We start from the raw sequence: 23,608 nt of genomic DNA on the forward strand, positions 1-23,608 counted from the left end.
TGATCAATTCACCCTCTCCCCGGACAACGGCGTCCGAAGAGGGCAGGGCTGGGGCTGTTGATCTCCTGTGACCGAAAGGCCGTGTAACGCGGACATGCGTGACGGGAGGGTAACTCCTGTGACTCAAGCGGCACATGAGGCACATACGGATAGAGCGGTGTGGTCCCGGGGCGGCTGCCGGTGCGTCAGGCCCCGCAGGAGCGGAGGAACGCGCGGGTGCGGCGGGCGATCGGCAGCGGCCGGTCCGGCGGGCAGGGATACATGTCCTGCTCGACGACCGCGAACAGATCGGTCTCCAGCTTCCGTGCCGCGTCGAGCACCGGCTCCAGCGCCGGGATGCCGCCCGGCGGCTCGCACATCACCCCGCGTGCCACTGCGGGCCCGAACGGCAGCCGCTCCGCCCGTACCTGCGCCAGCACCTCGGGATCCACCTGCTTCAGATGCAGATAGCCGATCCGCTCCCCGTACGTCTCGATGAGCCGCACGCTGTCCCCGCCGCAGTACGCGTAGTGCCCGGTGTCCAGGCAGAGCGAGACCAGTTCCGGGTCGGTCGCGTCCAGGAAGCGGGCGACGTTCTCCGCGGTGTCGATATGGGTGTCCGCATGGGGATGCACCACGATCCGCAGCCCGAACCGCTCCCGCACCTCGTGGCCCAGACGCTCGGTCAGCTCGGTGAGCTGCCGCCACTGGCCGGCGTCGAGGGTGTCGGGCTCCTTGACCTCGCCCGTCTTGTCGTCGCGCCAGAACGACGGGATGACGACCAGATGCCCTGCCCCGGCCGCCTGCGTGAGCGCGGCGACATCGGCGACATGCGCCCAGGTCGCGTCCCAGACGCCGGGTCCGTGGTGCAGCCCGGTGAAGACCGTCCCGGCCGACACCCGCAGGCCGCGCCGGGCGGTCTCGTCGGCGAGGCGGACCGGATCCGTGGGCAGATAGCCGTACGGACCCAGCTCGATCCACTCGTAGCCGGACGCGGCGACCTCGTCGAGGAAGCGGGTCCAGGGGACCTGGAGCGGGTCCTCGGGGAACCACACCCCCCAGGAGTCGGGTGCGGAGCCGATCCGGATCTGCGTCATGGAACAAGGCTTCCGCCCGGCCGGGAAAGCTGTCAAGCGTTCGTCCGAATGTCAGGACAATGCGTTGACAGGGGTCCGAGGGGGGAGTTAGACCTGAGGGCCCGTTACCCGGCCCCCGTCACCCGGCCGCAGGGCCGGGGCCGCCCGCCGATGGAGAGGACGTGCACGGTGTACGACCTGATCACGATGGGCCGGATCGGGGTGGACCTCTACCCCCTGCAGGCCGGTGTGCCACTGGCGCAGGTCGACACCTTCGGCAAGTTCCTGGGCGGCTCGGCGGCGAACGTCGCGGTCGCTGCGGCGCGGCTCGGGCGGCGGACCGCCGTCATCACCCGGACGGGCGCCGACCCGTTCGGTGAGTATCTGCACCAGGAACTGCGGACGTTCGGCGTCGACGACCGCTGGGTGACCCCCGTGCCCGGCCTGCCCACCCCGGTGACCTTCTGCGAGGTGTTCCCGCCGGACGACTTCCCGCTGTACTTCTACCGGCAGCCGAAGGCGCCCGATCTGGAGATGTACGGGGAGGAGCTGGACCTGGGCGAGATCCGGGCCGCGCGGGTGTTCTGGGTGACCGGGACGGGGCTCTGCGCGGAGCCCAGCCGAACGGCGACCCTCGACGCTCTGGCGGCCCGGACCGCCGCCTCCAGGGAGTCCCCGGCCGCAGCTCTCCCGGGGCCCCGCGCCACCGTCTTCGACCTGGACTGGCGCCCCATGTTCTGGACCGGCGACCCGAAGCCGCACTACATCAGCGCGCTGCGCCACGCCACCGTGGCCGTCGGCAACATCGACGAGGTAGAGATCGCCACCGGCGAACGCGAACCCCGCGCGGCGGCCGACGCGCTGCTCGCCCGGGGACCGGAGCTGGCCGTCGTCAAACAGGGCCCGGGCGGCGTCCTCGCCGTCCACCGCGACGGCCGCACCGCCGAGGTGCCGCCCGTGCCGGTGGAGGTCGTCAACGGCCTCGGCGCGGGCGACGCGTTCGGCGGGGCGCTCTGCCATGGCCTGCTCGCCGGATGGGAACTGGAGCGCACCATGCGGTACGCCAACGCGGCGGGCGCCATCGTCGCCTCCCGGCTGGCCTGCTCGTCCGCGATGCCGTACGCGTCCGAGGTCGACGCGGCCCTCCAGGAAGTGTGTCCGTGACCGGCGCCGCCGCGGTCTCCGTCGGCGATCTGGTGGCCACCAGGACCCGCCACCCGGAAGCGATCGCCGAGGCCGCGGTCCGCCGCACCCGCAGACCGCTGCTCGGCGACGGCGGCCGGCTGATGATCGTGGCCGCCGACCACCCGGCCCGCGGATCGCTCGCCGTCGGCGGGCGGGAGCTGGCCATGGCCAACCGTCACGACCTGCTGGAGCGGCTCTGCCTCGCCCTGTCCCGGCCGGGCGTCGACGGTGTGCTCGCCACCGCCGACATCCTGGAGGACCTGCTGCTCCTGGGCGCCCTGGAGGGCCGGGTCGTGATGGGCTCGATGAACCGCGGTGGCCTCGCCGGGGCCTCCTTCGAGCTGGACGACCGCTTCACCGGCCACCGCGCCCAGGACCTGGCCCGCCTCCGCTTCGACGCCGGCAAGCTGCTGCTCCGCATCGACTACGCGGACCCCGGCTCACCGGCCACCCTGCACTCCGCCGCCCGCGCCATCGACGAGATGGCCGCCCGCGCGCTGCCGGTCTTCGTCGAGCCGTTCATCTGCCACCGGGTGGACGGGCGGCTCCGCAACGACCTCACGGCCGACGCGGTCACCCGTTCCCTCGCCATCGCGTCCGGGCTGGCCGGCACCTCCGCGTACACCTGGCTCAAAGTGCCCGTCACCGCCGACCCCGACGACATGGCGCGGGTGATGGAGACCACCACACTGCCCGCCGTGCTGCTCGGCGGCGAACCGGGCGGTGACCAGGACGCGACCTACGAGAAGTGGCGCACCGCGCTCCGGCTGCCCACGGTGCAGGGGCTGGTGGCCGGGCGCTCGCTGCTCTATCCGGCGGACGGGGACGTGGCGGGCGCCGTGGACATCGCGGTGAGCCTGCTCCGGCCGCCCGGGAGGGACGTATGAACGACAGCCGTCCGGACAACGGAGTCCTGGTGGTACGGGCGGGCAGCGCGGCCCGAACCCCGTACGCCCTGGACATCGGCCCCGAGCGGGCCGGCTGGGACCGCTCCGCGCTGCGGATCCTGGAACTCGCCCCCGGAGCTTCACACGCCCTTTCCACGGAGGACAGCGAATGGATCGTGCTGCCGCTCGCCGGGGCCTGTACGGTCCTTGTTGACGGAGAGCGCTTCGAACTGCGGGGCAGGGCAGGGGTATTCGCCGGAGTCACCGACTTCGCCTACCTGCCGCGTGACGCCCGCGCGCAGATCTCCTCCGGTGCGGGAGGCCGCTTCGCCCTGGCAGGAGCGAGGTGCGGGCGACGTCTCCCCGCCCGCTACGGCCCCGCGCCGGAGGTACCCGTCGAACTGCGCGGCAGCGGCAGCTGCTCGCGCCAGGTCAACAACTTCGCCGCAGCCGACACCTTCGAGTGCGACCGGCTCATCGCGGTCGAGGTGCTCACTCCCGGCGGCAACTGGTCGTCGTTCCCGCCGCACAAGCACGACGAGTACCGGCCGGGCGAGGAGTCGGTCCTGGAGGAGATCTACTACTTCGAGATCGCGGACGGCGGCCCCGGCTACCACCGGGTCTCCCCGTCCAGGCCCGGCGGCACCGATCTGCTCGCCGAAGTCCGCAGCGGGGACACGGTGCTGATCCCGGACGGCTGGCACGGTCCTTCGATGGCCACCCCGGGCCACCACATGTACTACCTCAACGTGATGGCGGGGCCCGGCGCGGAGCGCGAGTGGCTGATCAGCGACCACCCCGACCACGGCTGGATCCGGCAGACCTGGGACGCGCAGCCCGTCGACCCGAGGCTCCCGCTGTACGGCAACGGAGCAGACGGAGCCGACGGAGCCAACGGAGCAGACGGAGCCGACGGAGCAGACGGAGCCAACGGAGCGCAGGAGGACCGGTCATGACCACCCGTCAGCCAGCAAGGGGCCAGGATGCCAGCGGCGGCCCCGGCGCCACCCGCCGGCTCACCACCGCCCAGGCGCTGGTCGCCTTCCTGGCGCGCCAGTACACCGAGCGCGACGGCCGCAGGCAGCGGCTGATCGCCGCCACCTGGGGCATCTTCGGCCACGGCAACGTCGCCGGGATCGGCCAGGCGCTCATCGAGTCCGGCCAGGACGCGATGCCGTACCACCAGGGCCGCAACGAGCAGGCGATGGTGCACGCGGCCGTCGGATACGCCCGGCAGTCCGGCCGGCTCTCCGCGCACGCCGTCACCACCTCCATCGGCCCCGGTGCCACCAACCTGGTCACCGGCGCCGCCCTCGCGAGCGTCAACCACCTGCCGGTGCTGCTGCTCCCCGGCGACACCTTCGCGGCCCGCCGGGCCGACCCGGTGCTCCAGCAGCTCGAAGTCCCGTACGCGGGCGATGTCTCGGTCAACGACTGTCTGCGGCCGGTCTCGAAGTACTTCGACCGGATCGCCCGCCCCGAGGCGCTGATCCCGGCCGCGCTCGCCGCGATGCGGGTCCTGGCCGATCCGGAGCTGACCGGCGCGGTGACGCTCGCGCTGCCGCAGGACGTGCAGGCCGAGGCGTACGACTGGCCGGCCGAGTTCTTCGCCGAGCGGGTCTGGCGGGTGCCCGTACGGCGGCCGGACGCCACCGAGTTCGCCGACGCGGTCGCCGCGGTCCGCGCCGCGCACCGCCCGCTGATCGTCGCGGGCGGCGGCGTCCGCCACAGCGGCGCCCAGGACGCCCTGCGCGCCTTCGCCGACGCGACCGGCATCCCGGTGGCCGCCACCCAGGCGGGCAAGGGCGCGCTGCCGTACGACCACCCGGCAGACGTCGGAGGCATCGGCCACACCGGCACCGCCACCGCCGACGGGCTGGCCCGCGCCGCCGACCTGGTGATCGGCATCGGCACCCGCTACACCGACTTCACCACCGCTTCGGGGACGCTCTTCCAGCACCCCGGGGTCCGCTTCGTCAACATCAACATCGCCGGATCCGACGCGCACAAGCTGTCCGCGCTCCCGCTCGTCGCGGACGCCCGCGCCACCCTTGAGCGGCTGACCGGCGCGCTCACCGGCCACCGGGTCACGCCCGCGTACGAGGGCGCGTACCGGGCGGCGAAGGAGGAGTGGGAGGTACGGGTCACCGCCGCCTACACCGGCAGCGAGGACGCCGCGCCCACTCAGGCGCAGGTGCTCGGGGCGCTCGACGCGCTCGTGACCGGCGACGACATCGTCATCAACGCGGCGGGCTCGCTCCCCGGCGATCTGCACCAGCTGTGGCGGACCCGCTCCGCCGACCAGTACCACGTCGAGTACGGCTACTCCTGTATGGGGTACGAGATCCCGGCCGCGATCGGCGTCCAGCTGGCGGCTCCCGGCCGGCCCGTCTGGGCGCTGGTCGGTGACGGAACGTACCTGATGAATCCCACCGAGATCGTCACCGCGGTCCAGGAGCGGCTCCCGGTCAATGTCGTCGTCCTGCAGAACCACGGGTACGCCTCGATCGGCGGCCTCTCGGAGTCGGTGGGCGCCGAGCGCTTCGGCACGGCATACCGCTTCCGGGCGCCCGACGGCACGTACACGGGCGACCCGCTGCCGGTCGATCTGGCGGCCAACGCGGCCAGCCTCGGGCTGACGGTCCTGCGCGCCAAGACCCTGCGTGACCTGCGGGAAGCCCTGGCCACGGCGCGCGCGTCCGACCTCCCCACATGTGTCTACGTGGAGACCGAAACGGCAGACACAGTGTCGGGGCCGCCTCCGCCGCAGGCGTGGTGGGATGTTCCTGTGGCCGAGACCGCCACCCGCCCCTCGGCGGTCGGGGCCCGGGAGGAGTACGACCGGCAGGTCGCAGCCCGACGCCGTCATCTCTAAGGCTTTAGGAGCGTTCACCATGAAGACCGTCAACCACTGGATCGGTGGCAGGGCCGTCGACGGCACGTCGGGCAACTGGGGCCCGGTGACCGACCCGGCGACCGGCGAAGTCACCACACAGGTCGCGCTGGCCTCCGCCGCCGAGGTGGACGCCGCGGTCGCCTCCGCGAAGGCCGCCTACGCGACCTGGGGGACCTCCTCGCTCTCCACGCGCACCACGGTCCTCTTCCGCTACCGGGCGCTCCTCGACGCCCACCGCGACGAGATCGCCGCGCTGATCACCGCCGAGCACGGCAAGGTGCACTCCGACGCGCTCGGCGAGGTCGCCCGCGGACTGGAGATCGTGGAGCTGGCGTGCGGGATCACCACCCAGCTCAAGGGCGAGCTGTCCACCCAGGTCTCCAGCCGGGTCGACGTCTCCTCGATCCGGCAGTCGATCGGTGTCGTCGCGGGCATCACGCCCTTCAACTTCCCGGCCATGGTGCCGATGTGGATGTTCCCGCTGGCCATCGCCTGCGGCAACACCTTCGTACTGAAGCCCAGCGAGAAGGACCCGTCGGCCGCGAACCTGCTGGCCGAGCTGGCCACCGAGGCCGGTCTGCCGGACGGTGTGCTGAACGTCCTGCACGGTGACAGGGTCGCCGTGGAGGGCCTGCTGAGCCACCCGGACGTCGCCGCCGTCTCCTTCGTCGGCTCCACCCCGATCGCCCGCCACATCCACGCCACCGCCACCGCCAACGGCAAGCGCGTCCAGGCGCTCGGCGGCGCCAAGAACCACATGCTGGTGCTGCCCGACGCCGACCTGGACGCCGCGGCCGACGCCGCCGTCTCCGCCGCGTACGGCTCCGCCGGTGAGCGCTGCATGGCGATCTCCGCCGTCGTCGCTGTCTCCTCCATCGCCGACGAGCTGGTCCAGAAGATCCGCGAGCGCGCCGAGAAGATCACCATCGGCCCCGGCAACGACCCGTCGTCCGAGATGGGCCCGCTGATCACCAGGGCGCACCGCGACAAGGTCGCCTCGTATGTGACGGGCGCGGCCGCCCAGGGCGCCGAAGTCGTCCTGGACGGCACCGGGTTCACGGTCGAGGGCCGCGAGGACGGCCACTGGATCGGCCTCTCGCTGCTCGACCGGGTGTCCACGGAATCGGACGCGTACAAGGACGAGATCTTCGGCCCGGTGCTCTGCGTGCTGCGCGTCGACACGTACGAGGACGGCGTGGCGCTGATGAACGCCTCGCCGTTCGGCAACGGCACCGCGATCTTCACCCGGGACGGCGGCGCGGCCCGCCGCTTCCAGCTGGAGGTCGAGGCCGGCATGGTCGGCGTCAACGTGCCGATCCCGGTCCCGGTCGGCTACCACTCCTTCGGCGGCTGGAAGGACTCGCTCTTCGGCGACCACCACATCTACGGCAACGACGGGGTGCACTTCTACACCCGCGGCAAGGTCGTCACCACCCGCTGGCCCGACCCGGCGGACGCCCCGGCGGGCGTCGACCTCGGGTTCCCGAGCAACCACTGAGCCGGTACTGATTCCTGAGCCCGTTCACCGCTGACGGCCGTATGGCGCGGCGGTGAACTTCCGGGGAACTCCCACCGGGACGGCTCCCGTACGGCAGTTCGGGGGCGGAACGGATGCCTAGCATGACGGCATCCGACCGCCCCCGTCTGCATGCCGTACGAACGGAGCCAACCTGTGCCCACCAGCGCTGCCGGTACTGGCACCGGCTCCGGTGAGGGGCCCGCCGTCGGCCGCCGTATATGGGTGGCGGTGGCCGTCACCGCCACGGCCACCGCGGTCGCCCTCGGCGCGCTGCTGACCGCCGAGGGGCCCGGCGCGGCGGGCGGACACCCCGCGGCCACCGCCTCCGACGGGCTGCGCCACACCGCCGTAGAGGTCTCGCCCGGCTCCTGCGGCCGTGGCTGGACCCGGCCGCACCCGGGGACCCAGGTCTTCGACCTGACCAACACCTCCAACGGCCCCGCCGAGGTGGACCTCACCGATCCGCGCACCGGCGCCGTCTACGCGGAGACCGAGGGACTCGCGCCCGGTACGACCCGCGCGATGCGGGTGGTCCTCGGCGGCGGTTCGTACTCCTTCATCTGTCTGCCCGACGACGCGGACGCGGTCCACGGCCCGACCGTGCACATCGCGGGCGCCGCGCGGGGGAGCGGCCCGCACGCGGTGCCGGTGACCGAGCACGATCTGGTCCCGCCGACCCTCGCCTACCAGAAGTGGATCGGCGCCAGGGCCGCCGAACTCGCCCGGAAGACCGGCGTACTCAGGAAGGCCGTCGACCGCGGCGACCTGGCCGCGGCCCGTGCGGCGTGGCTGCCCGCACATCTGGTGTACGAGCGGATGGGCGCGGCCTACGGCACCTTCGGAGACGCGGACGCCGCCATCAACGGCACCGGCGCGGGACTGCCCGGCGGCTCCCGCGACCCGGACTTCCAGGGTTTCCACCGGGTCGAGTACGGGCTGTGGCACGGTGAGTCCGCCGCCTCCCTGCGCGGCCCCGCCGACCGGCTGGACGCGGCGGTCCGCGCACTGCGCGACGGCTGGCCGCAGCAGCGCATGGACCCGGCGGACCTGGGGCTGCGCGCCCATGAAGTCCTGGAGAACACCGTCCAGTTCGAGCTGACCGGACGCACCGACCACGGCAGCGGCACCAGCCTGGCCACCGCCCGCGCCAACCTCGACGGCACCCGCGAACTCCTCTCCGTACTGCGGCCGTTGCTCACCTCACGCGATCCAGGGCTGCCGCACCTGGACTCCTGGCTCGACCGCACCCAGCGCACACTGGACGGATTCCGCCACGACGGCAGGTGGACCCCGGTGGACCGGCTGAAGACCGCCGACCGGGAGCGGCTCAACGCCGACGTCAGCCAGGCGACCGAGCTGCTGTCACAGGTGGCAGCCCTCTGCGACCTGCGCAGAACGTCATGAGCGGCAATGGCATGAGCAACAACGGCACGAGGAACCGCATGGGCATGGGCATGGGCATGGGCAGGGGCATGGGCAATGGCAATGTCTTGCGGGACGCCGTGCGTGACGAAACCATGCGGAACTGCGGTATGCGGCACGGCAGGGGAACAGCAGGAGGCACGGTATGAGCGGGAACAGCGCGAACGGCGCGAACGGCGGGAACGACGTGCGCAGGCGCGGATTCCTGCGGAGTGCGGCGATGGGCGTCGGGTCCGTGGCAGCGGGGGCCGCCCTGGTGGGCGCGGACCGGCCCGCCGCACCGTCGTCAGGTACCACGGCCGCCCCGGCCGTCTCCCGTACGGACTTCCACGGCGCCCACCAGGCCGGAATCCTCGGGGCGCCGCAGCGCGCCACCGTGTTCGCGGCCTTCGACGTCACCGCCGACGGCCGCAGGGAGCTCACCGAACTGCTGCGCACCCTCACCGCGCGGGCCCGGTTCCTGACCACGGGAGGCACCCCGCCCCCGCTCGGTATCACCGCCCCGCCCAGCGACTCCGGTGTGCTCGGACCGCAGGTCCCCGCAGGCGCGCTGACCGTCACGGCCGGTGTCGGCGCGTCCCTCTTCGACGGCCGCTTCGGGCTGCACAGCCGCAAGCCGCTGCGGCTCACCGCCATGCCGTCGTTCCCCGACGACGACCTCGACCAGGCCCAGTGCCACGGCGATCTCAGCGTGCAGCTCAGCGCCGAAAGCCCCGATGTGGTGCTGCACGCGCTGCGGGACATCGCCCGGCACACCCGGGGCGCGATGCAGGTGCGCTGGCGGATGGACGGCTTCAGCAGCCCCGCCCGGCCCAGCGGAACACCCCGCAACCTCCTGGGGTTCAAGGACGGTACGGCCAACCCCGACGCACACGACGCCGCGGCGATGGACCGGCTGGTCTGGGTGGGCGCAGGCGCCGAGCCCGACTGGACGGCCGGGGGCAGCTATCAGGTGGTGCGGCTGATCCGGATGCTGGTGGAGTTCTGGGACCGGGTCTCGCTGACCGAGCAGGAGCGGATGTTCGGCCGGGGCCGCGACACCGGGGCCCCGCTCGACGGGAACCATGAATTCGACTCCCCGCGGTACGCGCAGGACCCGAAGGGCGATGTGATCCCGCTGGACAGCCATATCCGGATGGCCAATCCGCGGACCCCGAAGACCGAGGGGCAGCGGCTGCTGCGCCGGGCGTACAACTACGACCGGGGCATGGACTCCAACGGCAACCTCGACATGGGGCTGCTCTTCTGCTGCTACCAGCAGGACCTGGCCCGGCAGTTCGAGACGGTGCAGAAGCGGCTGGCAGGTGAGCCGCTGGTGGACTACATCAAGCCGTTCGGCGGGGGCTACTTCTTCGCCCTGCCCGGCGTACGCGACCGTACGGACTGGCTGGGCAGGGCGCTTCTCGCCTGAGCCCCGCCCCTCTCCCTGTACCTCCGCGTACTCCCCCTCCCCGCACCTCTGCGTACCTCCCCGCCCCTCCGCGTACCAAGGAACGGTCAAGTCTTCCCCCGGACTTCGTGACTGGCTGTTCACCCCGGCGACACGGACGCGCAGTCACCCGGTCGTGGCGGGCGCGCAGCATCCTCCGCGTAAGCACGATCACGGCAGCCGACAGCGGAGGCACGGAGAGCATGGTCAGCACAGGGAGAACGGCGGGGCCCGGACGGCGGGCGATACGGTGGGGCGCCTTCGCCGGAGCTGCGGCGCTCACCGTCCTCGGGGGCCAGGCCCCCGCGTTCGCGAGCCCGCACGGGCCCGGCCACGGTCAGCACGGCGGCAGCCACGCGACCGCCACCCCGGTCAAGCACCTGGTGGTGATCTTCCAGGAGAACGTCTCCTTCGACCACTACTTCGGTACGTACCCGAAGGCGGCCAACACCGACGGTACGAAGTTCACCGCGGACCGGCACACCCCGAAGAACATCAACACCCTGAGCAACGCGGGGCTGCTGAAGAACAACCCGAACCAGTACGCGCCCCGCCGGCTCTCCTCGTCACAGGCGCTGACCTGCGACCAGAACCACAACTACGGGCCCGAGCAGTACGCGGCCAACGGCGGCAAAGCCGACCAGTACGTCCAGAACACCGACTCCGGCAAGTGCTCGGGCAACCTCTTCGGCGAGCCCGGTCTGGTCATGGACTACTACGACGGCAACACGGTCACCGGACTGTGGAACTACGCCCAGCACTACTCGCTCGGCGACAACTCGTACAGCTCCAACTACGGCCCCTCGACGCCCGGAGCGCTCAACCTGATCTCCGGCCAGACGCACGGCGTGACCTCCGTCGACCCGGCGTCCGGCACCGAGCACCCGAAGCAGACGGCGAAGCCCGACGCGTACACGGTCGTCTCACCGGACGCCAAGGGCGTCGGCACGGTCACCAACGACCCCGACCCGGCGTACGACGACTGCTCGAACAGCGACCACACCAGCAAGAACGCGCTCGCCGTAATGCACGGCAGTAACATCGGTGACCTGCTGAACAAGAAGAAGGTCAGCTGGGGCTGGTTCCAGGGCGGCTTCCGGCCCAGCACCGCCTGGAGCGGCAAGCAGGGCGACTACGCGAAGTGCGCGGGGAGCACCCACACCAACGTGGGCGGCGCCGCGTCCGTCGACTACAGCCCGCACCACTCGCCCTTCCAGTACTACAGCTCGACGTCCAACCCGCACCACCTGGCCCCGAAGAACGTCAGCGAGATCGGGCACAGCGGGCGCGCGAACCACAACTACGACCTGACCGACTTCGACGCGGCCCTGAAGGCGGACCAGCTGCCCGCGGTGAGCTTCCTGAAGGCATCGGAGTTCCAGGACGGCCACGCGGGATACTCGGACCCGACCGACGAGCAGCACTTCCTCGTCGGGCAGATCAACAAGCTCCAGAAGTCCCCGGAGTGGAAGGACACGGCCGTCGTCGTCGCCTATGACGACTCGGACGGCTGGTACGACCACGCGTACGCCAAGCCCCAGAACGGCTCGAAGGACACCACGACCGGCTCCAACGGGAAGGCCACCGACAGCCCGGCCTGCCAGGCCGGTCCCCGGTCGGCCGGCGGCTACGCCGACCGCTGCGGCCCCGGCACCCGGCAGCCGCTGCTGGTCATCTCCCCGTACAGCAAGGTGAATTCGGTCGACCACACCCGCACCGAGCAGGCGTCGATCACCCAGTTCATCGAGGACAACTGGCACACGGGCCGTATCGGCGATGCGTCCTTCGACGCCCGCGCCGGTTCCCTGACGTCGGCCTTCGACTTCAGGCACCCGAACAACAAGCAGGTGCTGCTCAACACGGACGGATCGGTGCAGTCGGTGCGGCACATCCCCGCGCAGCCCTCGCGCCCGCACGGCGCGGCGGCCGCGACGGCGGACCGGTCCGCGACCCGCTCCGACCTCGCGTCCAGTGATGTCGCGGCGAGCGCCCCGTCGTCGGCCGTCCTGCCGGCCGGTATCGCGGCGGTACTGGTGGCGGCGGGAGGGGCGGCCTTCGTGGTGCGGCGCCGGAGGGGCCGTACGGAGGGCTGAGCCCGGACGGCGCGCACCCGCCCGTCCGTCGCGGACGGGCGGGTGCACACCTGCTCAGCGCATCAGCCTGCCGTCTGTCCCGACGGGTCCGCCTTCGTCCGCATCTGCCGGAATGTGTCGCTCAGGTCCGCGGTGTCCGAGGCCGACGGCGTCTGCACAGGCTTCGCGGGACCGAACTTCTTGAAGTCGACCGACACCTTCATGGCGTCGAGGTCCTCCTTCATCCTGACCGGCACGTCCTGGTTGTCGACCCAGACATCGAAGGTGATCGAGTCCACCGAGCCGGGGAACTGCTGGAGCAGCCGCTTCTTGTCATCGGACCCGAGCGTGGATCCGGCCGCTCCGAGATCGTCCTTGGACAGCGTGGTGTGGTAGTGGGTCGTTTCCCTGCCGAGCACGGTCTCCTTTCCGACTTGCCTGACATTCCGGGTGTACTTCAGGGACTTGATCCCCTGCGTCGGATCGGCACTGCCACCGGTCAGCTCGGCCGCACCGGATTCGCCCACGATGGCCGACAAATCGACCCGCACCCAGTGCTTGCCCTTCAACCGGCCACTCGCCTGCGGAACGACGTGGTAGTAGTACGCGCCGTTCACCAGCAGCATGTTGACGCTCTTGCCGGACGTCAGTCCGTCCATTCCGGCGGACTTCGCGTCCGTCTGCACATCGAAGGAGAGGCCGTCGCCCCAGGAGTACGTCCCCTCCATCGTGATCGGCTCATTCTTGGAGGACGATCCCACTATCGTCGAGTGCGCGGGGAACGATGTGGTCATGCGCACCTCGGCCGAGCCGTACTTCTCCGTGCTGTCCGTCGCGCGCTGAAGAGCGGCCAGCGGCTGGACGGCGACCTTCGCCGCCCCCTCGGCCGTCTTCTTCGCCGTGTGGGCGGAGCAGCCGGTCATCCCCACGACCGTCGCAACCGCCGCCGCGCACAGCGCGACTCTGCTCACCTTCGTACTCATGTCTATGTCCCCACCCCTTGAATTCGCTTGTGACCGGAGGAGTTTAGACCGCAGGTAATCGGGAGGTGGGCGCCCGGGCCAACCAGGTACGTTGACGTGACCGACCGCGTGACACAGGGCGGACGGCGGACGTCGGGGGGAGCGAGATGGCGGCAGCGGGACCAGGGCAGCACCCCGGCAACCGGGCCCGTCTGATCGCGCGCTTCGGTCCCATGGCCGGCCCCTGGTACGACGCGCTCCCCACGCTCGTGGACGGCCTCGCCCGCCGGTGGGGTCTCGACGTCGGCGAGGCCGGCGGCGGTGGCACCTCCCGGGTGTACCGCTGCCGGCGCGACGGGGATCATGAGGGGGCGGCCGCCGCCGTGTGGCTGAAGCTGACGCCCGATCCGGTCGTCGCCACCCAGGAGGCCGAGGCGCTGAGCGCCTGGTCCGCCACCCCGTCCGTCGTCCGGCTGCTCGACAGCGATCTCCGCGTCGGGGCGCTGCTGCTGGCCGGGGTCGAACCGGGCACCCGCGTACGGGAGAGCGGCTGGCGGACCGCGGACATCGCCCGGCTCCTGGCGGACCTGCGTACGGCGCCGCGTACCCGTACACCGCTGCTCCCGCCGCTCGGTGAACGGATCACGTTCATGTACGACATGGCCGCCCGGCGCGGCACCCACGACCCGGAGGTACTGGCGCACGGGCGCGCAGCCGCGCTCGGTCTCGCGGGAACCGGCCCGGCCGACGGGCTGGTGCACGGCGATCTGCACCCGGGCAACGTCCTGGTCGGCCCGGGGCACCGGCTCGTCGCCATCGATCCCCGCCCGACCTTCGGCGACCCGGACTTCGACGCGGCCGACTGGGCCATCGACGGAGCGACGGACGAGGGCGCGCTGCGGCGCCGGATCGCCGAACTGGCCGCGCTCGTGCCCGGCATGTCGGCGGCCCGGGTTCTCGCCTGGTGCCGGGCCACCGCACCCCTCACCACGGGCGCGCCGGCGTTCCTCGTCACCCCGGCGGGTCTGCGGGGCTGAACGCCGCACCGTTAAGGGACGCCCGGCCCGCGATCCGGCCCGCGCCCGGCTACTCCCGCCGCGGTACGGACCCCCGGCCGGCTACTCCGCCGGTACACCCGGCAGTTCCACCCCGTGGCCCGCCGCGCTGTCCGAGCAGGCGCTTAGGGTTCAGGTATGAAGCTACGCAAACCCCGTGGCCGGGTGCTCGCCTGCGCGGCCGCCGTGCTCGCCGTCCTCGCCGGGGCCGGTACGTGGACTGCTGTCGCGTCCGACGGGCCCGCGCCGGTGCACCGTGAGGACCGGCTGATGGCGGTGGACGGGGTGCGTATCGACACGTCGTACTTCACGGCGGGCGGCTCCGGGCGGCGGCCCGCCGTGCTGCTCGGGCACGGCTTCGGCGGCAGCAAGGACGAGGTGAAGTCCCAGGCACAGCAGTTGGCCCGGGACGGGTTCGCGGTGCTGACCTGGTCGGCACGGGGCTTCGGGAAGTCGACCGGTGACATCGGGCTCAACGACCCCGGCCATGAGGTCAAGGACGTGTCACGGCTGATCGACTGGCTGGCGACCCGCCCGGAAGTCCAGCTGGACAAGCCCGGCGACCCGCGCGTCGGCGTCACCGGTGCCTCGTACGGCGGTGCGATCTCGCTGCTCGCCGCCGGGTACGACCACCGCGTCGACGCCATCGCGCCGCAGATCACCTACTGGAACCTGGCCGACTCGCTCTTCCCCGACGGGGTGTTCAAGAAGCTCTGGGCCGGGATCTTCATCAACTCCGGTGGTGGCTGCGCCCGTTTCGAGAAGCAGCTCTGCGCGATGTACGACCGGGTCGCCGAGAGCGGCAAGCCGGACGCCGCCGCCCGCAAGATGCTCGACGAGCGGAGCCCGTCCGCGGTGGGCGGCCGGATCAAGGTGCCCTCGCTGATCGTCCAGGGTCAGACGGACTCCCTCTTCCCGCTGGGCCAGGCCGATGCCGCGGCGCAGCGGATCAAGGCCAACGGCGCGCCCGTCTCGGTCGACTGGATCGCCGGCGGACACGACGGCGGAGACGGGGAGAGCGGCCGGATCAACGGGCGGATCGCCTCCTGGTTCGACCGCTATCTCAAGGGCGACAAGGGCGCCGACACCGGCCCTGCCTTCCGCGTCACCCGGACCGGCGGGGTCGATTCGACCGATGGCGCCGCCCAGTTGAGGGGTGCGAGCAGCAGCCGCTATCCCGGCCTGGAGAGCGGCGGGCACCCGCTCGCGCTCACCGGCCGCGAGCAGACCGTGGAGAATCCGGCGGGCGGCGCCCCGCCCTCGATCTCCGCCGTACCGGGCGTCGCCGCGCTCTCCCAGCTCTCCGGGCTCGGGGTGGGGCTCTCGCTGGACCTGCCCGGCCAGTACGCGCGCTTCGACTCCGCACCGCTGACCACCGCACTCACCGTCACCGGCGCACCGAAGGCCAGGATCAGGGTCACGTCGTCCTCACCGGACGCGGTGCTCTTCGCCAAGGTGTACGACGTGCCACCGGACGGCAAGCAGCAGCTCCTGCCGCACCAGCTCGTCGCCCCGGTCCGGATCACCGGGGCGAAGGCGGGCCGGACGGTCGAGCTGACCCTGCCGGCCATCGACCACAAGGTCGAGGCCGGACACCGGCTGCGGCTGGTCCTCGCCTCGACCGACCTCGGCTACGCGTCCCCGGCGTCCCCCGCCACGTACACCGTCGCGCAGGCCGGACCACTGACCGTCCCCACCGTGCCGGCGCTGCGCACCGCGAGTGCCGGATTCCCCTGGTGGGTGTGGGGACTTCCCGCGCTGGGCGCGCTGATCGCGGCCGTGCTGCTGGTGCCGCGGCGGGCCAGGTCCGTCCCCGCACCCGACCCGGAGCTGGCGCAGCTGCCGCTGCGGATCACCGGGCTGGCCAAGAAGTACGCCAGGTCCGCCGACCGGTACGCGGTCCGCGACCTGTCCTTCGAGGTCGGAAAGGGCCAGGTGCTCGGTCTGCTCGGGCCCAACGGCGCGGGCAAGACCACCACCCTGCGGATGCTCATGGGGCTCATCACACCGGACGGCGGCGAGATCCGGGTGTTCGGCCACGCCATCCGGCCGGGTGCGCCCGTCCTCTCGCGGGTCGGCGCCTTCGTCGAGGGGGCCGGGTTCCTGCCGCACCTCTCCGGGCGGGCCAACCTCGATCTGTACTGGCAGGCCACCGGCCGCCCCACCGAGGACTCGCACGTCGCCGAGGCGCTGGAGATCGCCGGGCTGGGAGACGCACTGGACCGCGCGGTCCGTACGTACTCGCAGGGGATGCGGCAGCGGCTCGCCATTGCCCAGGCCATGCTCGGCCTGCCCGACCTGCTGATCCTGGACGAGCCGACGAACGGACTCGACCCGCCGCAGATCCGCGAGATGCGGGACGTGATGATCCGGTACGCGGCCGAAGGCCGGACCGTGATCGTCTCCAGCCATCTGCTGGCGGAGGTTGAGCAGTCCTGTACACATCTGGTCGTCATGGACCACGGACAGCTCATACAGGCCGGACCCGTCGCCGAGATCACCGGCAGCGGGGACACCCTCCTCGTCACCGCCGCCGATGAGATCACCGAGGCGCTGGCCGGAAAGGTGGCCGCACTGCCCGGCATCGGGTCCGCCGTACGGACCGACGACGGACTGCTCGTACGGCTGGACGGCGCCACCCCGGCCGCCCTCATCTCCGAACTGCTGCGCCTGGAAGTGCCGTTGACCGGCGTGGGAGCGCACCGCCGCCTGGAGGACGCGTTCCTCACCCTGATCGGAGGCCAACCCGCATGAGCACGACCGCCCTCCCGGACCCCCGACCGGGCCCCGCCCCACGCGACCCCGCGACAGCCACCGCGCCCGGATACCGCGCACGGCACACGCTTCCGCTGCTGGTCGAGGCGAAACGGCAGTTCAGGCGGCGGCGCACGCTGGCGATGGGTGCGGTGCTCGTCGCGCTGCCGTTCATCCTGGTCGCGGCGTTCGCGGTCGGCGGCGCCCCCAGCGGCAGCGGCCGGAACGGGCCGACGCTCCTCGACACCGCGACGGCCTCCGGTGCGAACTTCTCGGCGACCTGCCTGTTCGTGTCGGCGGGCTTCCTGCTGGTGGTGCCGGTCGCGCTGTTCTGCGGCGACACGGTGGCATCGGAGGCCGGCTGGTCCTCGCTGCGCTATCTGCTCGCCGCGCCGGTGCCGCGCGCCCGGCTGCTGTGGAGCAAGCTCGCGGTGGCCCTGGTCTTCAGCCTGGCGGCGATGGTGGTGCTGCCGGTGGTGGCGCTCGCGGTGGGCGCGGTCGCGTACGGCTGGGGGCCGCTGGAGCTGCCCACCGGGGGCTCGCTCGCAGCGGGGGACACGGTGCCGCGGCTCGTGCTCGTGGTGGCGTTCATCTCGGTGTCCCAACTGGTCACGGCAGCACTCGCGTTCTGGCTCTCCACCAGGACGGACGCGCCGCTGGGCGCGGTCGGCGGCGCGGTCGGTCTGACGATCGTCGGGAACGTCCTGGACGCGGTGACCGCGCTCGGCTCCTGGCGCGACTTCCTGCCCGCGCACTGGCAGTTCGCCTGGGCGGACGCACTCCAGCCCCAGCTCGAATGGGGCGGCATGGTCAAGGGCGCGGCCGTCTCGGTGGCGTACGCGCTCGTGCTCTTCGCGCTGGCCTTCAGGGGGTTCGCCCGGAAGGACATCGTGTCGTAGCGGAGGCGGCCGGGCGGTGGCCGGGCGGCGGCCTCGCGACGGCCCGGCGGCAGCCGTGCGGGGCGCCATTGCGCGCGATTGTGCGAAGCGCCGGAAGGAGAGCGCCCGCCGGGTGCCGAGTTGGTGGGTTCTCCCTATGGGGCCGGAGCGCGGGAACCCCCTAGCGTCGGGGCCAGGAAACGTCGGGTGTGCCGCCGAGGCGTGCTGAGTGCAATGTGTGCTGTGCGATATGTGCTGTGCCACGGATCCTGCCCGGCTCTGCGGAATGAGAGTGCGTGACAAGCACAGCGGGCAAGCTCGGGCGTGCGGTGCGCGACGGCGGAGTGCCGCCGGTACTGGCTGCCGCTTTCCTCTGGGGCACAGTCGGCCCCGCCGAGATCCTGGCCGGAACCAGCGCGTCGCCGGTGGCGATCGGCGCCTGCCGGATGCTCGTCGGGGGTTTCGTCCTGGGGCTGTTCACCGCGCGGTGGGCGGGAGTCCGGACGCTGTGGCACCGGCAGGCCCGTTGGTGGATGCTGGTGAGCGTCCTGGTCACCGCCGCCTTCCAGGCGTGCTTCCTGGAAGCGGTGGACCGCAGCGGCGCCGCCCTGGCGACCGCCGTGACCTTCGGTACGGTCCCGGTCGTGACGGGGATCTGCGGGCGGGTCCTGAACGGTGAGCGGCTGAGCGGGCGGTGGGCCTGCGGCACCGTCTGCGCGATCAGCGGCATCGCGCTGCTGCTCGTACCGGCCGGTGGCGGGCCGGGCGGCGGCGGCCCGGCCGACAGTACGGGCGGCGTGCTGCTCGGGCTGATCGCCGGAGCCAGCTTCGGGGTCTACATCTCGGCGACCAAACGGCTCGGCGACCGGGGCGCGGACACCACCGCCGCTGCCCCGGCGAGTGTGCTGTGCGCGGGAATCCTGGTCTCGCCCTGGGTCTTCGCCCACCCGGACGGGCTTGCCGAACCGCGGACGCTGATCCTGGTCGGCTGGCTGGCGCTCGCCACGACCGCCCTGGGCTATCTACTGTTCACCAGGGGCGTGGTCCGGATCAGCGGGGCCACGACCGGCACGCTCAGCCTGGCCGAACCGCTGGTCGCCACGGTGCTGGGGATCGCGCTGCTCGGCGAGCGGCTGAGCAGGTCCGGGATGGCGGGCGCGGTGCTCCTGCTGGGCGGACTGGTCCTGGTCTCCGCCCCGGCCCGCCGCAGCGGCCGTCCGGCCGGTGACCGGGACGAGGCGGTCGCGGCAGGTCTCCCGGGGGACGCCGGGGGACACGGTGAGAGCCACGCCTCCCGTACGGGGCGCGAAGAGGGCCACGCCTCCCGCGCCGCCCGGACGGGAGCGCGCGAGGAGACGTAGCCGGACAGAGGGACCGCCGGATACGGCTCAGCGGTCCTGGTAGGACGACATGGCGTCGTTCACCCGGGGGGAGAAGAACAGCGGGCCGATCGCGTCCGCCCAGGCCATCCCCTCCGGGGTCAGCCGCAGCACTCCGCCGTCCCGGGTGAGCCAGCCCCGCTCGGTGACCAGGGCGAACTGGGCGGGGAAGTCTTCCTGCGGAAGGGTGCCGAACTGCGACCGGTAGCGCTCGACGTTCATTCCGTCGGCCTCCAGCAGCATGTGCAGGATGAGCATGCGGCGGCGCTCGTCGTCGTCCATGCGGAACGACCACTGCGCGCGCCGGAATTCCTCGGTCGGCGTCGCTATGTAGTCGTCAATGATGCGCCTGACCTCCGGCACGGCGACCGCGTAGTCCGTCGTGTAGTGCAGATCGGTCGTGAACGACCGTGCGCCGACACCCAGTCCGACCATCCCGGCCTGCTGGTTGTACTCACTGATGTTGCTGTCGTCCGCGCTGTCGACGGCCGCGGTGCCGATACGGCTGAAGACCCGCATGGACGTCTGCCGGTAGCCGGCGGCGAGCAGGTACTCCCGCCCGTACCGGTAGAGCCGCAGCCGCTGTTCGTCCCAGAGCTCGCCGCTCTTGTCGTGCCGGGCCATGAGGCCGGTCAACGGGCGGACGTACAGCGGGTAGAGGTAGATCTCCTCGGGTTCCCAGCTCAGCGCCGCGTCCAACGACACCTTGAAGCTCTGTTCCGTCTGGCCGTCGATGCCGTAGATGAGGTCGATGTTGAGGATGGGGAAAGCGGCCTCCTTCAGTCGTCCCAGCGCCGCCTCCACCTCCGACCGCTTCTGCGGCCGTACGGCTGCCCGCGCCTCCTCGTCGATGAAGCTCTGCACGCCGATGCTCAGCCGGGTGGCGCCGCGCTCCGCGAGGACCGCGATGCGGTCGGCTGTGGCGGTGGCCGGCGAGGTCTCGACCGACCACGGCACCGCCCTGAGGTCCGCGCCCATCACGTTCTCGCAGATGTCGCAGAGCTGCACCAGCTCGTCCGCGGTGAGGTACGTCGGGGTGCCGCCGCCGAATGCCGCGAGGGTGAACCCCGGTGCACCGTTGGCCTCCAGGGCCTCACGGGTGACGCGTGCCTGCCGTTCCAGGGTGCCGAGGAAGTCGCGGGTGACCTCCTCGGGTGCGCCGGTGCGGGTGAAGAGATTGCAGAAGCCGCAGCGCATTTCGCAGAAGGGGATGTGGACGTAGAGGGAGAGCGAGTCGAGGCGCTCCCCGGCCCATAAATCGGTGAGGAGCGGCCGCTCGGTCCCGAGCCGGTAGGCCTTCTGATGCGGGTAGGCGTACACGTACTGCTTGTACGGCGTGGTCGGTTCGTCGGGAACGGAACGGGAGATGTGGACCGGTACAGAGGATGTCACTTCCGTGATGCTTCCTTCCGGGGTCGATCGGGTCCCACAGATAGTCGCGCCACGTGTCAGCATGATCGACTCAGCGTCACGGATGGCATGGGCTGAAATGCCGAACTCTTTGGCTTTCCCTTTGCCAAATTTGGAGGCTTCTGTGACTTGCCGAGACTCCGTGCCTCTGGGATGGAAGCGCCTGCGGGCGCTCCGGGAAGGGGAGTTGGGCTGAAACTCCGGCCCCACTGCGATAACCATGGCGTCCATGAAGCGACTACTCATAGCGGCCGGCGGTGGCGGCGACGCCATCGCGACGGCGATGGTGCACGCCGCTCTGCATGGGCCTGACGAGCCCGCACTCGTTCTGACGTACGCCTGGGAGCGGCTGGTGGTCGACCCGGTGCCGGGGCCGCGCCGGCCGTCCGACTTCACCGGAACCGTCACGGCCGGCCCCACCCTGCGGCTGGTCACCCCCCGTTCCGCACCCCGGCCGCCGGCCGGATCACTCCTGCCCCGCCTCTCGGCCGACCTGCGGCCCGCGCTCGGTCTGCTCGATCCCTACGCGGGGGCGTCGGGGCTCGCGCGGCAGATCGAGGAGGCCGCCGCGTACTGCGAGGCCGGACATGTCGACGTCGTCGATGTCGGCGGCGACATCCTGGCCGACGGCACCGAGCCCACCCTGCGCAGCCCGCTCGGGGACGCGCTGGTCCTCGCCGCCTGCGCACGCACCGGGATCCCCACCTCGGTGCATGTTGCGGGCCCCGGTCTCGACTCCGAGGTGCCCGAGGCCGCCCTGCTGCCGCTGCTCGGCGACCCGCTGCACACCCTGACCCACGCGGACACGCTGTCCGTCCAGGCCGTGTTCGACTGGCATCCGTCGGAGGCAGGCGCGCTGCTGGTCGCAGCCGCCCGGGGGATACGCGGGGTCTGCGGCACCCGGGACGCCCCGCACCCCGTCACACTCGGCGACGCCAGCCCCCACGTCTACCGCCTCACCCTGGCACGGGCTCTCGAAATCAATCCGCTGGCCAGGGCGTTGGCGGAGAGCGCGAGTCTCGCGGACGCGGAGCGGGCGAGCGAACGGGTCTGCGGCTTCTCCGAGATCGCCAGGGAACGCGCCCGCGCGGCCCAACTGGGCCAGGAGGCGGGCGAGTCACCCGGGGGCGGCACCGCGCCCAGTGAGCCACGTCCCCTGCCACGACCCATGCCACGACCCCTTCCGCGACCCCTGCCCGAGCGCTTCGCCGAGTGGGAACGCCGGACCGCGGACAGCGGCATCGCCTATGTCACCACGCGCCGCATCGCGGAGGAGCTCGCCCTGTCGCCGGCCCAACTGACGGCGCTGCGCCGCCACCTCAGTACGGCGACCCCGGCACGGCACACCCCGCCGCTGTGGCGGCTGGCGGCGGTGGAGGCGTAGCCGGGGGCGGTCCGGAAGGCCGCACAGCGCGGCGGCGAAGCGGCGCTGTGCGGCGGACCGCGCGGGCGTCTGTACCGCGCGGTGTGGGTGCTGCCGCCTTACAGGTCGAACTCCGTAGGGGCGATCCCCAGCGCGAAGCACGCCTCGCGGACCACGGCCTGCTCGGACTTGTCGAAGTTTCCGTCGGCGCCGCCGATCACGATGCCGATCTGGATGACGGCGCGTGCCTCGGTGGGCTTCTTGCTGACCTTGCCGATGGTCTGCAGGACGCTGACCTTGCCGAAGTCGAAGTCGGCGGTGAGCTTCTGGCAGTAGTCGTTGAAGCGCGTCTGCAGGTCGTCCGCAGTGAAGTTCTGCAGGACATCATTGGTGGCGATCAGCGAGGCGACGCGCTGGCGCTCCGCGGGGTCGATCGAGCCGTCGGCCGCGGCGACCAGCGCGCACATGGCCATGCTGGCATCCCGGAATCCGCCGCTCTTGAGGTCGTTCTTCTTCGCGTCGAGCTGCGTCTGCATCGTCTTCGCAGAGTCCTTCAAGCGGTCCCACAGGGCCATCAGCCGTCTCCTCGTTCACCGCGTGACCATTTTGATCACTCTTTACGGTAGGGACAACGGCCGGGCCCGTCAGTAAGTGCCCGCCGCGGTGTCACTCGGCGAGGGCCGCCGCGAGCCGGGTCAGGCTGTTGACCCGCCAGTCCGCCGCAGCGACGACTTCGGGGTCGTCGGCCCACATGTGGCCCCACGGTCCGCGCCGCAGATGCGCGGTGCGCAGTCCGGCCGCACGGGCGGGAAAGATGTCGTTCTGCGGATGGTCGCCCACGTACACGGTGGCGTCCGGAGCGGCGCCCGACGCCGCGACGACCCGCTCGAAGAAGGCCGGGTCGGGCTTGCCGACGCCCCACTCGTCCGATGTGACGACGAGATCGGCGGGCAGATCGAGACCACGCAGCAACTCACCCGCCTTCACTGTCTGGTTACCGGCGACGACGACCCGGAAGCCGAGCCCGCGCAGCGCCGAGAGAGCGGGGCGTACGTCGGGGTAGAGGTCGCTCTCGTCGAGGTGTTCGCCACGGCCCGCGACCTCCCGTGCCCGGTACGCCTCGGCGATGTCCATGCCGGGTTTGAGCAGCCGCAGGGCGTCGGTGTTGTCACGTCCTTGGGCGGTGACCGCGCCGACGAGCGCGGACACGGTGTGGGAGGGGATTCCGAGCCAGTCCGCCCAGGAACGCCAGTACCGGTCGTCCCGGGTGAGGGTCTCGCCGACGTCGAACACGATCGTCTCAATCACCATGCGCACAGTACGGTGCGCGGGAGCCGCCGAC

The 23,608-nt window shown here is 71.8% G+C and carries 18 protein-coding genes; 13 read left to right on the forward strand and 5 right to left on the reverse strand.

Annotated features, from left to right (window positions below):
• Positions 1-185: 185 nt before the first annotated feature.
• On the reverse strand, positions 186-1,076 hold the full coding sequence (locus tag OG385_RS22020) for a sugar phosphate isomerase/epimerase (RefSeq protein ID WP_266856897.1): 891 nt from the start codon (positions 1,074-1,076) through the stop codon (positions 186-188).
• Between the two features lie 186 nt (positions 1,077-1,262).
• On the opposite strand from OG385_RS22020, the gene iolC reads away from it, so the two are divergent.
• From iolC to OG385_RS22060, 8 genes are all read left to right on the forward strand, one after another.
• On the forward strand, positions 1,263-2,219 hold the full coding sequence (iolC, locus tag OG385_RS22025) for a 5-dehydro-2-deoxygluconokinase (RefSeq protein ID WP_266861063.1): 957 nt from the start codon (positions 1,263-1,265) through the stop codon (positions 2,217-2,219).
• Positions 2,216-3,127, forward strand: a complete 912-nt coding sequence (locus OG385_RS22030) for a deoxyribose-phosphate aldolase (protein WP_266856899.1) — start codon at positions 2,216-2,218, stop codon at positions 3,125-3,127. The genes iolC and OG385_RS22030 overlap by 4 nt, the downstream gene beginning before the upstream one ends.
• Positions 3,124-4,083 (forward strand): 5-deoxy-glucuronate isomerase, encoded by a 960-nt coding sequence (gene iolB / locus OG385_RS22035; protein WP_266856901.1) that lies wholly within the window; start codon positions 3,124-3,126, stop codon positions 4,081-4,083. Before OG385_RS22030 ends, iolB begins: the two co-directional genes overlap by 4 nt.
• Positions 4,080-6,002, forward strand: coding sequence for a 3D-(3,5/4)-trihydroxycyclohexane-1,2-dione acylhydrolase (decyclizing) (gene iolD, locus OG385_RS22040; RefSeq protein ID WP_266856903.1), 1,923 nt, complete (start codon positions 4,080-4,082; stop codon positions 6,000-6,002). Before iolB ends, iolD begins: the two co-directional genes overlap by 4 nt.
• Positions 6,003-6,021: 19 nt before the next feature.
• A complete protein-coding gene (locus tag OG385_RS22045) occupies positions 6,022-7,521 on the forward strand; it encodes a CoA-acylating methylmalonate-semialdehyde dehydrogenase (RefSeq protein WP_266856905.1) in 1,500 nt (499 codons plus the stop codon).
• A gap of 291 nt (positions 7,522-7,812) precedes the next feature.
• Positions 7,813-8,946 carry an EfeM/EfeO family lipoprotein gene (locus tag OG385_RS22050; protein ID WP_266861065.1) on the forward strand — a complete coding sequence of 378 codons (1,134 nt, stop codon included), beginning with the start codon at positions 7,813-7,815 and terminating at the stop codon, positions 8,944-8,946.
• Positions 8,947-9,109: 163 nt separating this feature from the next.
• Complete coding sequence (gene efeB, locus OG385_RS22055; protein ID WP_266856907.1) at positions 9,110-10,375, forward strand: iron uptake transporter deferrochelatase/peroxidase subunit; 1,266 nt, start codon at positions 9,110-9,112, stop codon at positions 10,373-10,375.
• A 221-nt stretch (positions 10,376-10,596) separates the two neighbouring features.
• Positions 10,597-12,486, forward strand: a complete 1,890-nt coding sequence (locus OG385_RS22060; protein WP_266856909.1) for a phospholipase C — start codon at positions 10,597-10,599, stop codon at positions 12,484-12,486.
• Positions 12,487-12,548: 62 nt separating this feature from the next.
• On the opposite strand, the gene OG385_RS22065 is transcribed toward OG385_RS22060, so the two are convergent.
• Positions 12,549-13,448 (reverse strand): hypothetical protein, encoded by a 900-nt coding sequence (locus OG385_RS22065; protein ID WP_266856910.1) that lies wholly within the window; start codon positions 13,446-13,448, stop codon positions 12,549-12,551.
• A 146-nt stretch (positions 13,449-13,594) separates the two neighbouring features.
• Between OG385_RS22065 and OG385_RS22070 the strand changes: the two genes are divergently transcribed.
• From OG385_RS22070 to OG385_RS22085, 4 genes are all read left to right on the forward strand, one after another.
• Positions 13,595-14,464 carry an aminoglycoside phosphotransferase family protein gene (locus OG385_RS22070; RefSeq protein ID WP_266856911.1) on the forward strand — a complete coding sequence of 290 codons (870 nt, stop codon included), beginning with the start codon at positions 13,595-13,597 and terminating at the stop codon, positions 14,462-14,464.
• Between the two features lie 156 nt (positions 14,465-14,620).
• Entirely contained in the window at positions 14,621-17,236 is a 2,616-nt protein-coding gene (locus OG385_RS22075) for an alpha/beta fold hydrolase (protein WP_266856913.1), read from the forward strand.
• On the forward strand, positions 17,233-18,135 hold the full coding sequence (locus tag OG385_RS22080) for an ABC transporter permease (RefSeq protein WP_266856915.1): 903 nt from the start codon (positions 17,233-17,235) through the stop codon (positions 18,133-18,135). Before OG385_RS22075 ends, OG385_RS22080 begins: the two co-directional genes overlap by 4 nt.
• 275 nt (positions 18,136-18,410) lie before the next feature.
• On the forward strand, positions 18,411-19,475 hold the full coding sequence (locus OG385_RS22085; RefSeq protein ID WP_266856917.1) for a DMT family transporter: 1,065 nt from the start codon (positions 18,411-18,413) through the stop codon (positions 19,473-19,475).
• A 27-nt stretch (positions 19,476-19,502) separates the two neighbouring features.
• On the opposite strand, the gene OG385_RS22090 is transcribed toward OG385_RS22085, so the two are convergent.
• Positions 19,503-20,885, reverse strand: a complete 1,383-nt coding sequence (locus OG385_RS22090) for an STM4012 family radical SAM protein (RefSeq protein ID WP_266856919.1) — start codon at positions 20,883-20,885, stop codon at positions 19,503-19,505.
• A 247-nt stretch (positions 20,886-21,132) separates the two neighbouring features.
• On the opposite strand from OG385_RS22090, the gene OG385_RS22095 reads away from it, so the two are divergent.
• The gene (locus OG385_RS22095) at positions 21,133-22,287 is read left to right on the forward strand and encodes a DUF1152 domain-containing protein (protein ID WP_266856921.1); all 1,155 of its coding nucleotides are present in this window, start codon (positions 21,133-21,135) and stop codon (positions 22,285-22,287) included.
• Between the two features lie 98 nt (positions 22,288-22,385).
• Here the strand turns inward: OG385_RS22095 and OG385_RS22100 are convergent, their stop codons facing one another.
• Both OG385_RS22100 and OG385_RS22105 read right to left on the reverse strand, forming a co-directional pair.
• Complete coding sequence (locus OG385_RS22100) at positions 22,386-22,841, reverse strand: tellurite resistance TerB family protein (protein WP_266856923.1); 456 nt, start codon at positions 22,839-22,841, stop codon at positions 22,386-22,388.
• 91 nt (positions 22,842-22,932) lie between these two features.
• Positions 22,933-23,574, reverse strand: coding sequence for an HAD family hydrolase (locus OG385_RS22105; RefSeq protein WP_266861067.1), 642 nt, complete (start codon positions 23,572-23,574; stop codon positions 22,933-22,935).
• Positions 23,575-23,608: the final 34 nt, after the last annotated feature.

This window comes from Streptomyces sp. NBC_01306, from assembly GCF_026340465.1.
In the GTDB taxonomy this organism is placed as follows: domain Bacteria; phylum Actinomycetota; class Actinomycetes; order Streptomycetales; family Streptomycetaceae; genus Streptomyces.

Excerpts from the sequence above, each read along its gene's own strand:
- OG385_RS22060 (WP_266856909.1), top strand. The coding sequence starts at position 10,597 with ATGGTCAGCACAGGGAGAACGGCGGGGCCCGGACGGCGGGCGATACGG.
- iolD (WP_266856903.1), top strand. The coding sequence starts at position 4,080 with ATGACCACCCGTCAGCCAGCAAGGGGCCAGGATGCCAGCGGCGGCCCC.
- OG385_RS22070 (WP_266856911.1), top strand. The coding sequence starts at position 13,595 with ATGGCGGCAGCGGGACCAGGGCAGCACCCCGGCAACCGGGCCCGTCTG.
- iolC (WP_266861063.1), top strand. The coding sequence starts at position 1,263 with ATGGGCCGGATCGGGGTGGACCTCTACCCCCTGCAGGCCGGTGTGCCA.
- OG385_RS22095 (WP_266856921.1), top strand. The coding sequence starts at position 21,133 with ATGAAGCGACTACTCATAGCGGCCGGCGGTGGCGGCGACGCCATCGCG.
- OG385_RS22045 (WP_266856905.1), top strand. The coding sequence starts at position 6,022 with ATGAAGACCGTCAACCACTGGATCGGTGGCAGGGCCGTCGACGGCACG.
- iolB (WP_266856901.1), top strand. The coding sequence starts at position 3,124 with ATGAACGACAGCCGTCCGGACAACGGAGTCCTGGTGGTACGGGCGGGC.
- OG385_RS22065 (WP_266856910.1), bottom strand. The coding sequence starts at position 13,448 with ATGAGTACGAAGGTGAGCAGAGTCGCGCTGTGCGCGGCGGCGGTTGCG.
- OG385_RS22080 (WP_266856915.1), top strand. The coding sequence starts at position 17,233 with ATGAGCACGACCGCCCTCCCGGACCCCCGACCGGGCCCCGCCCCACGC.
- OG385_RS22020 (WP_266856897.1), bottom strand. The coding sequence starts at position 1,076 with ATGACGCAGATCCGGATCGGCTCCGCACCCGACTCCTGGGGGGTGTGG.
- OG385_RS22100 (WP_266856923.1), bottom strand. The coding sequence starts at position 22,841 with ATGGCCCTGTGGGACCGCTTGAAGGACTCTGCGAAGACGATGCAGACG.
- efeB (WP_266856907.1), top strand. The coding sequence starts at position 9,110 with ATGAGCGGGAACAGCGCGAACGGCGCGAACGGCGGGAACGACGTGCGC.
- OG385_RS22075 (WP_266856913.1), top strand. The coding sequence starts at position 14,621 with ATGAAGCTACGCAAACCCCGTGGCCGGGTGCTCGCCTGCGCGGCCGCC.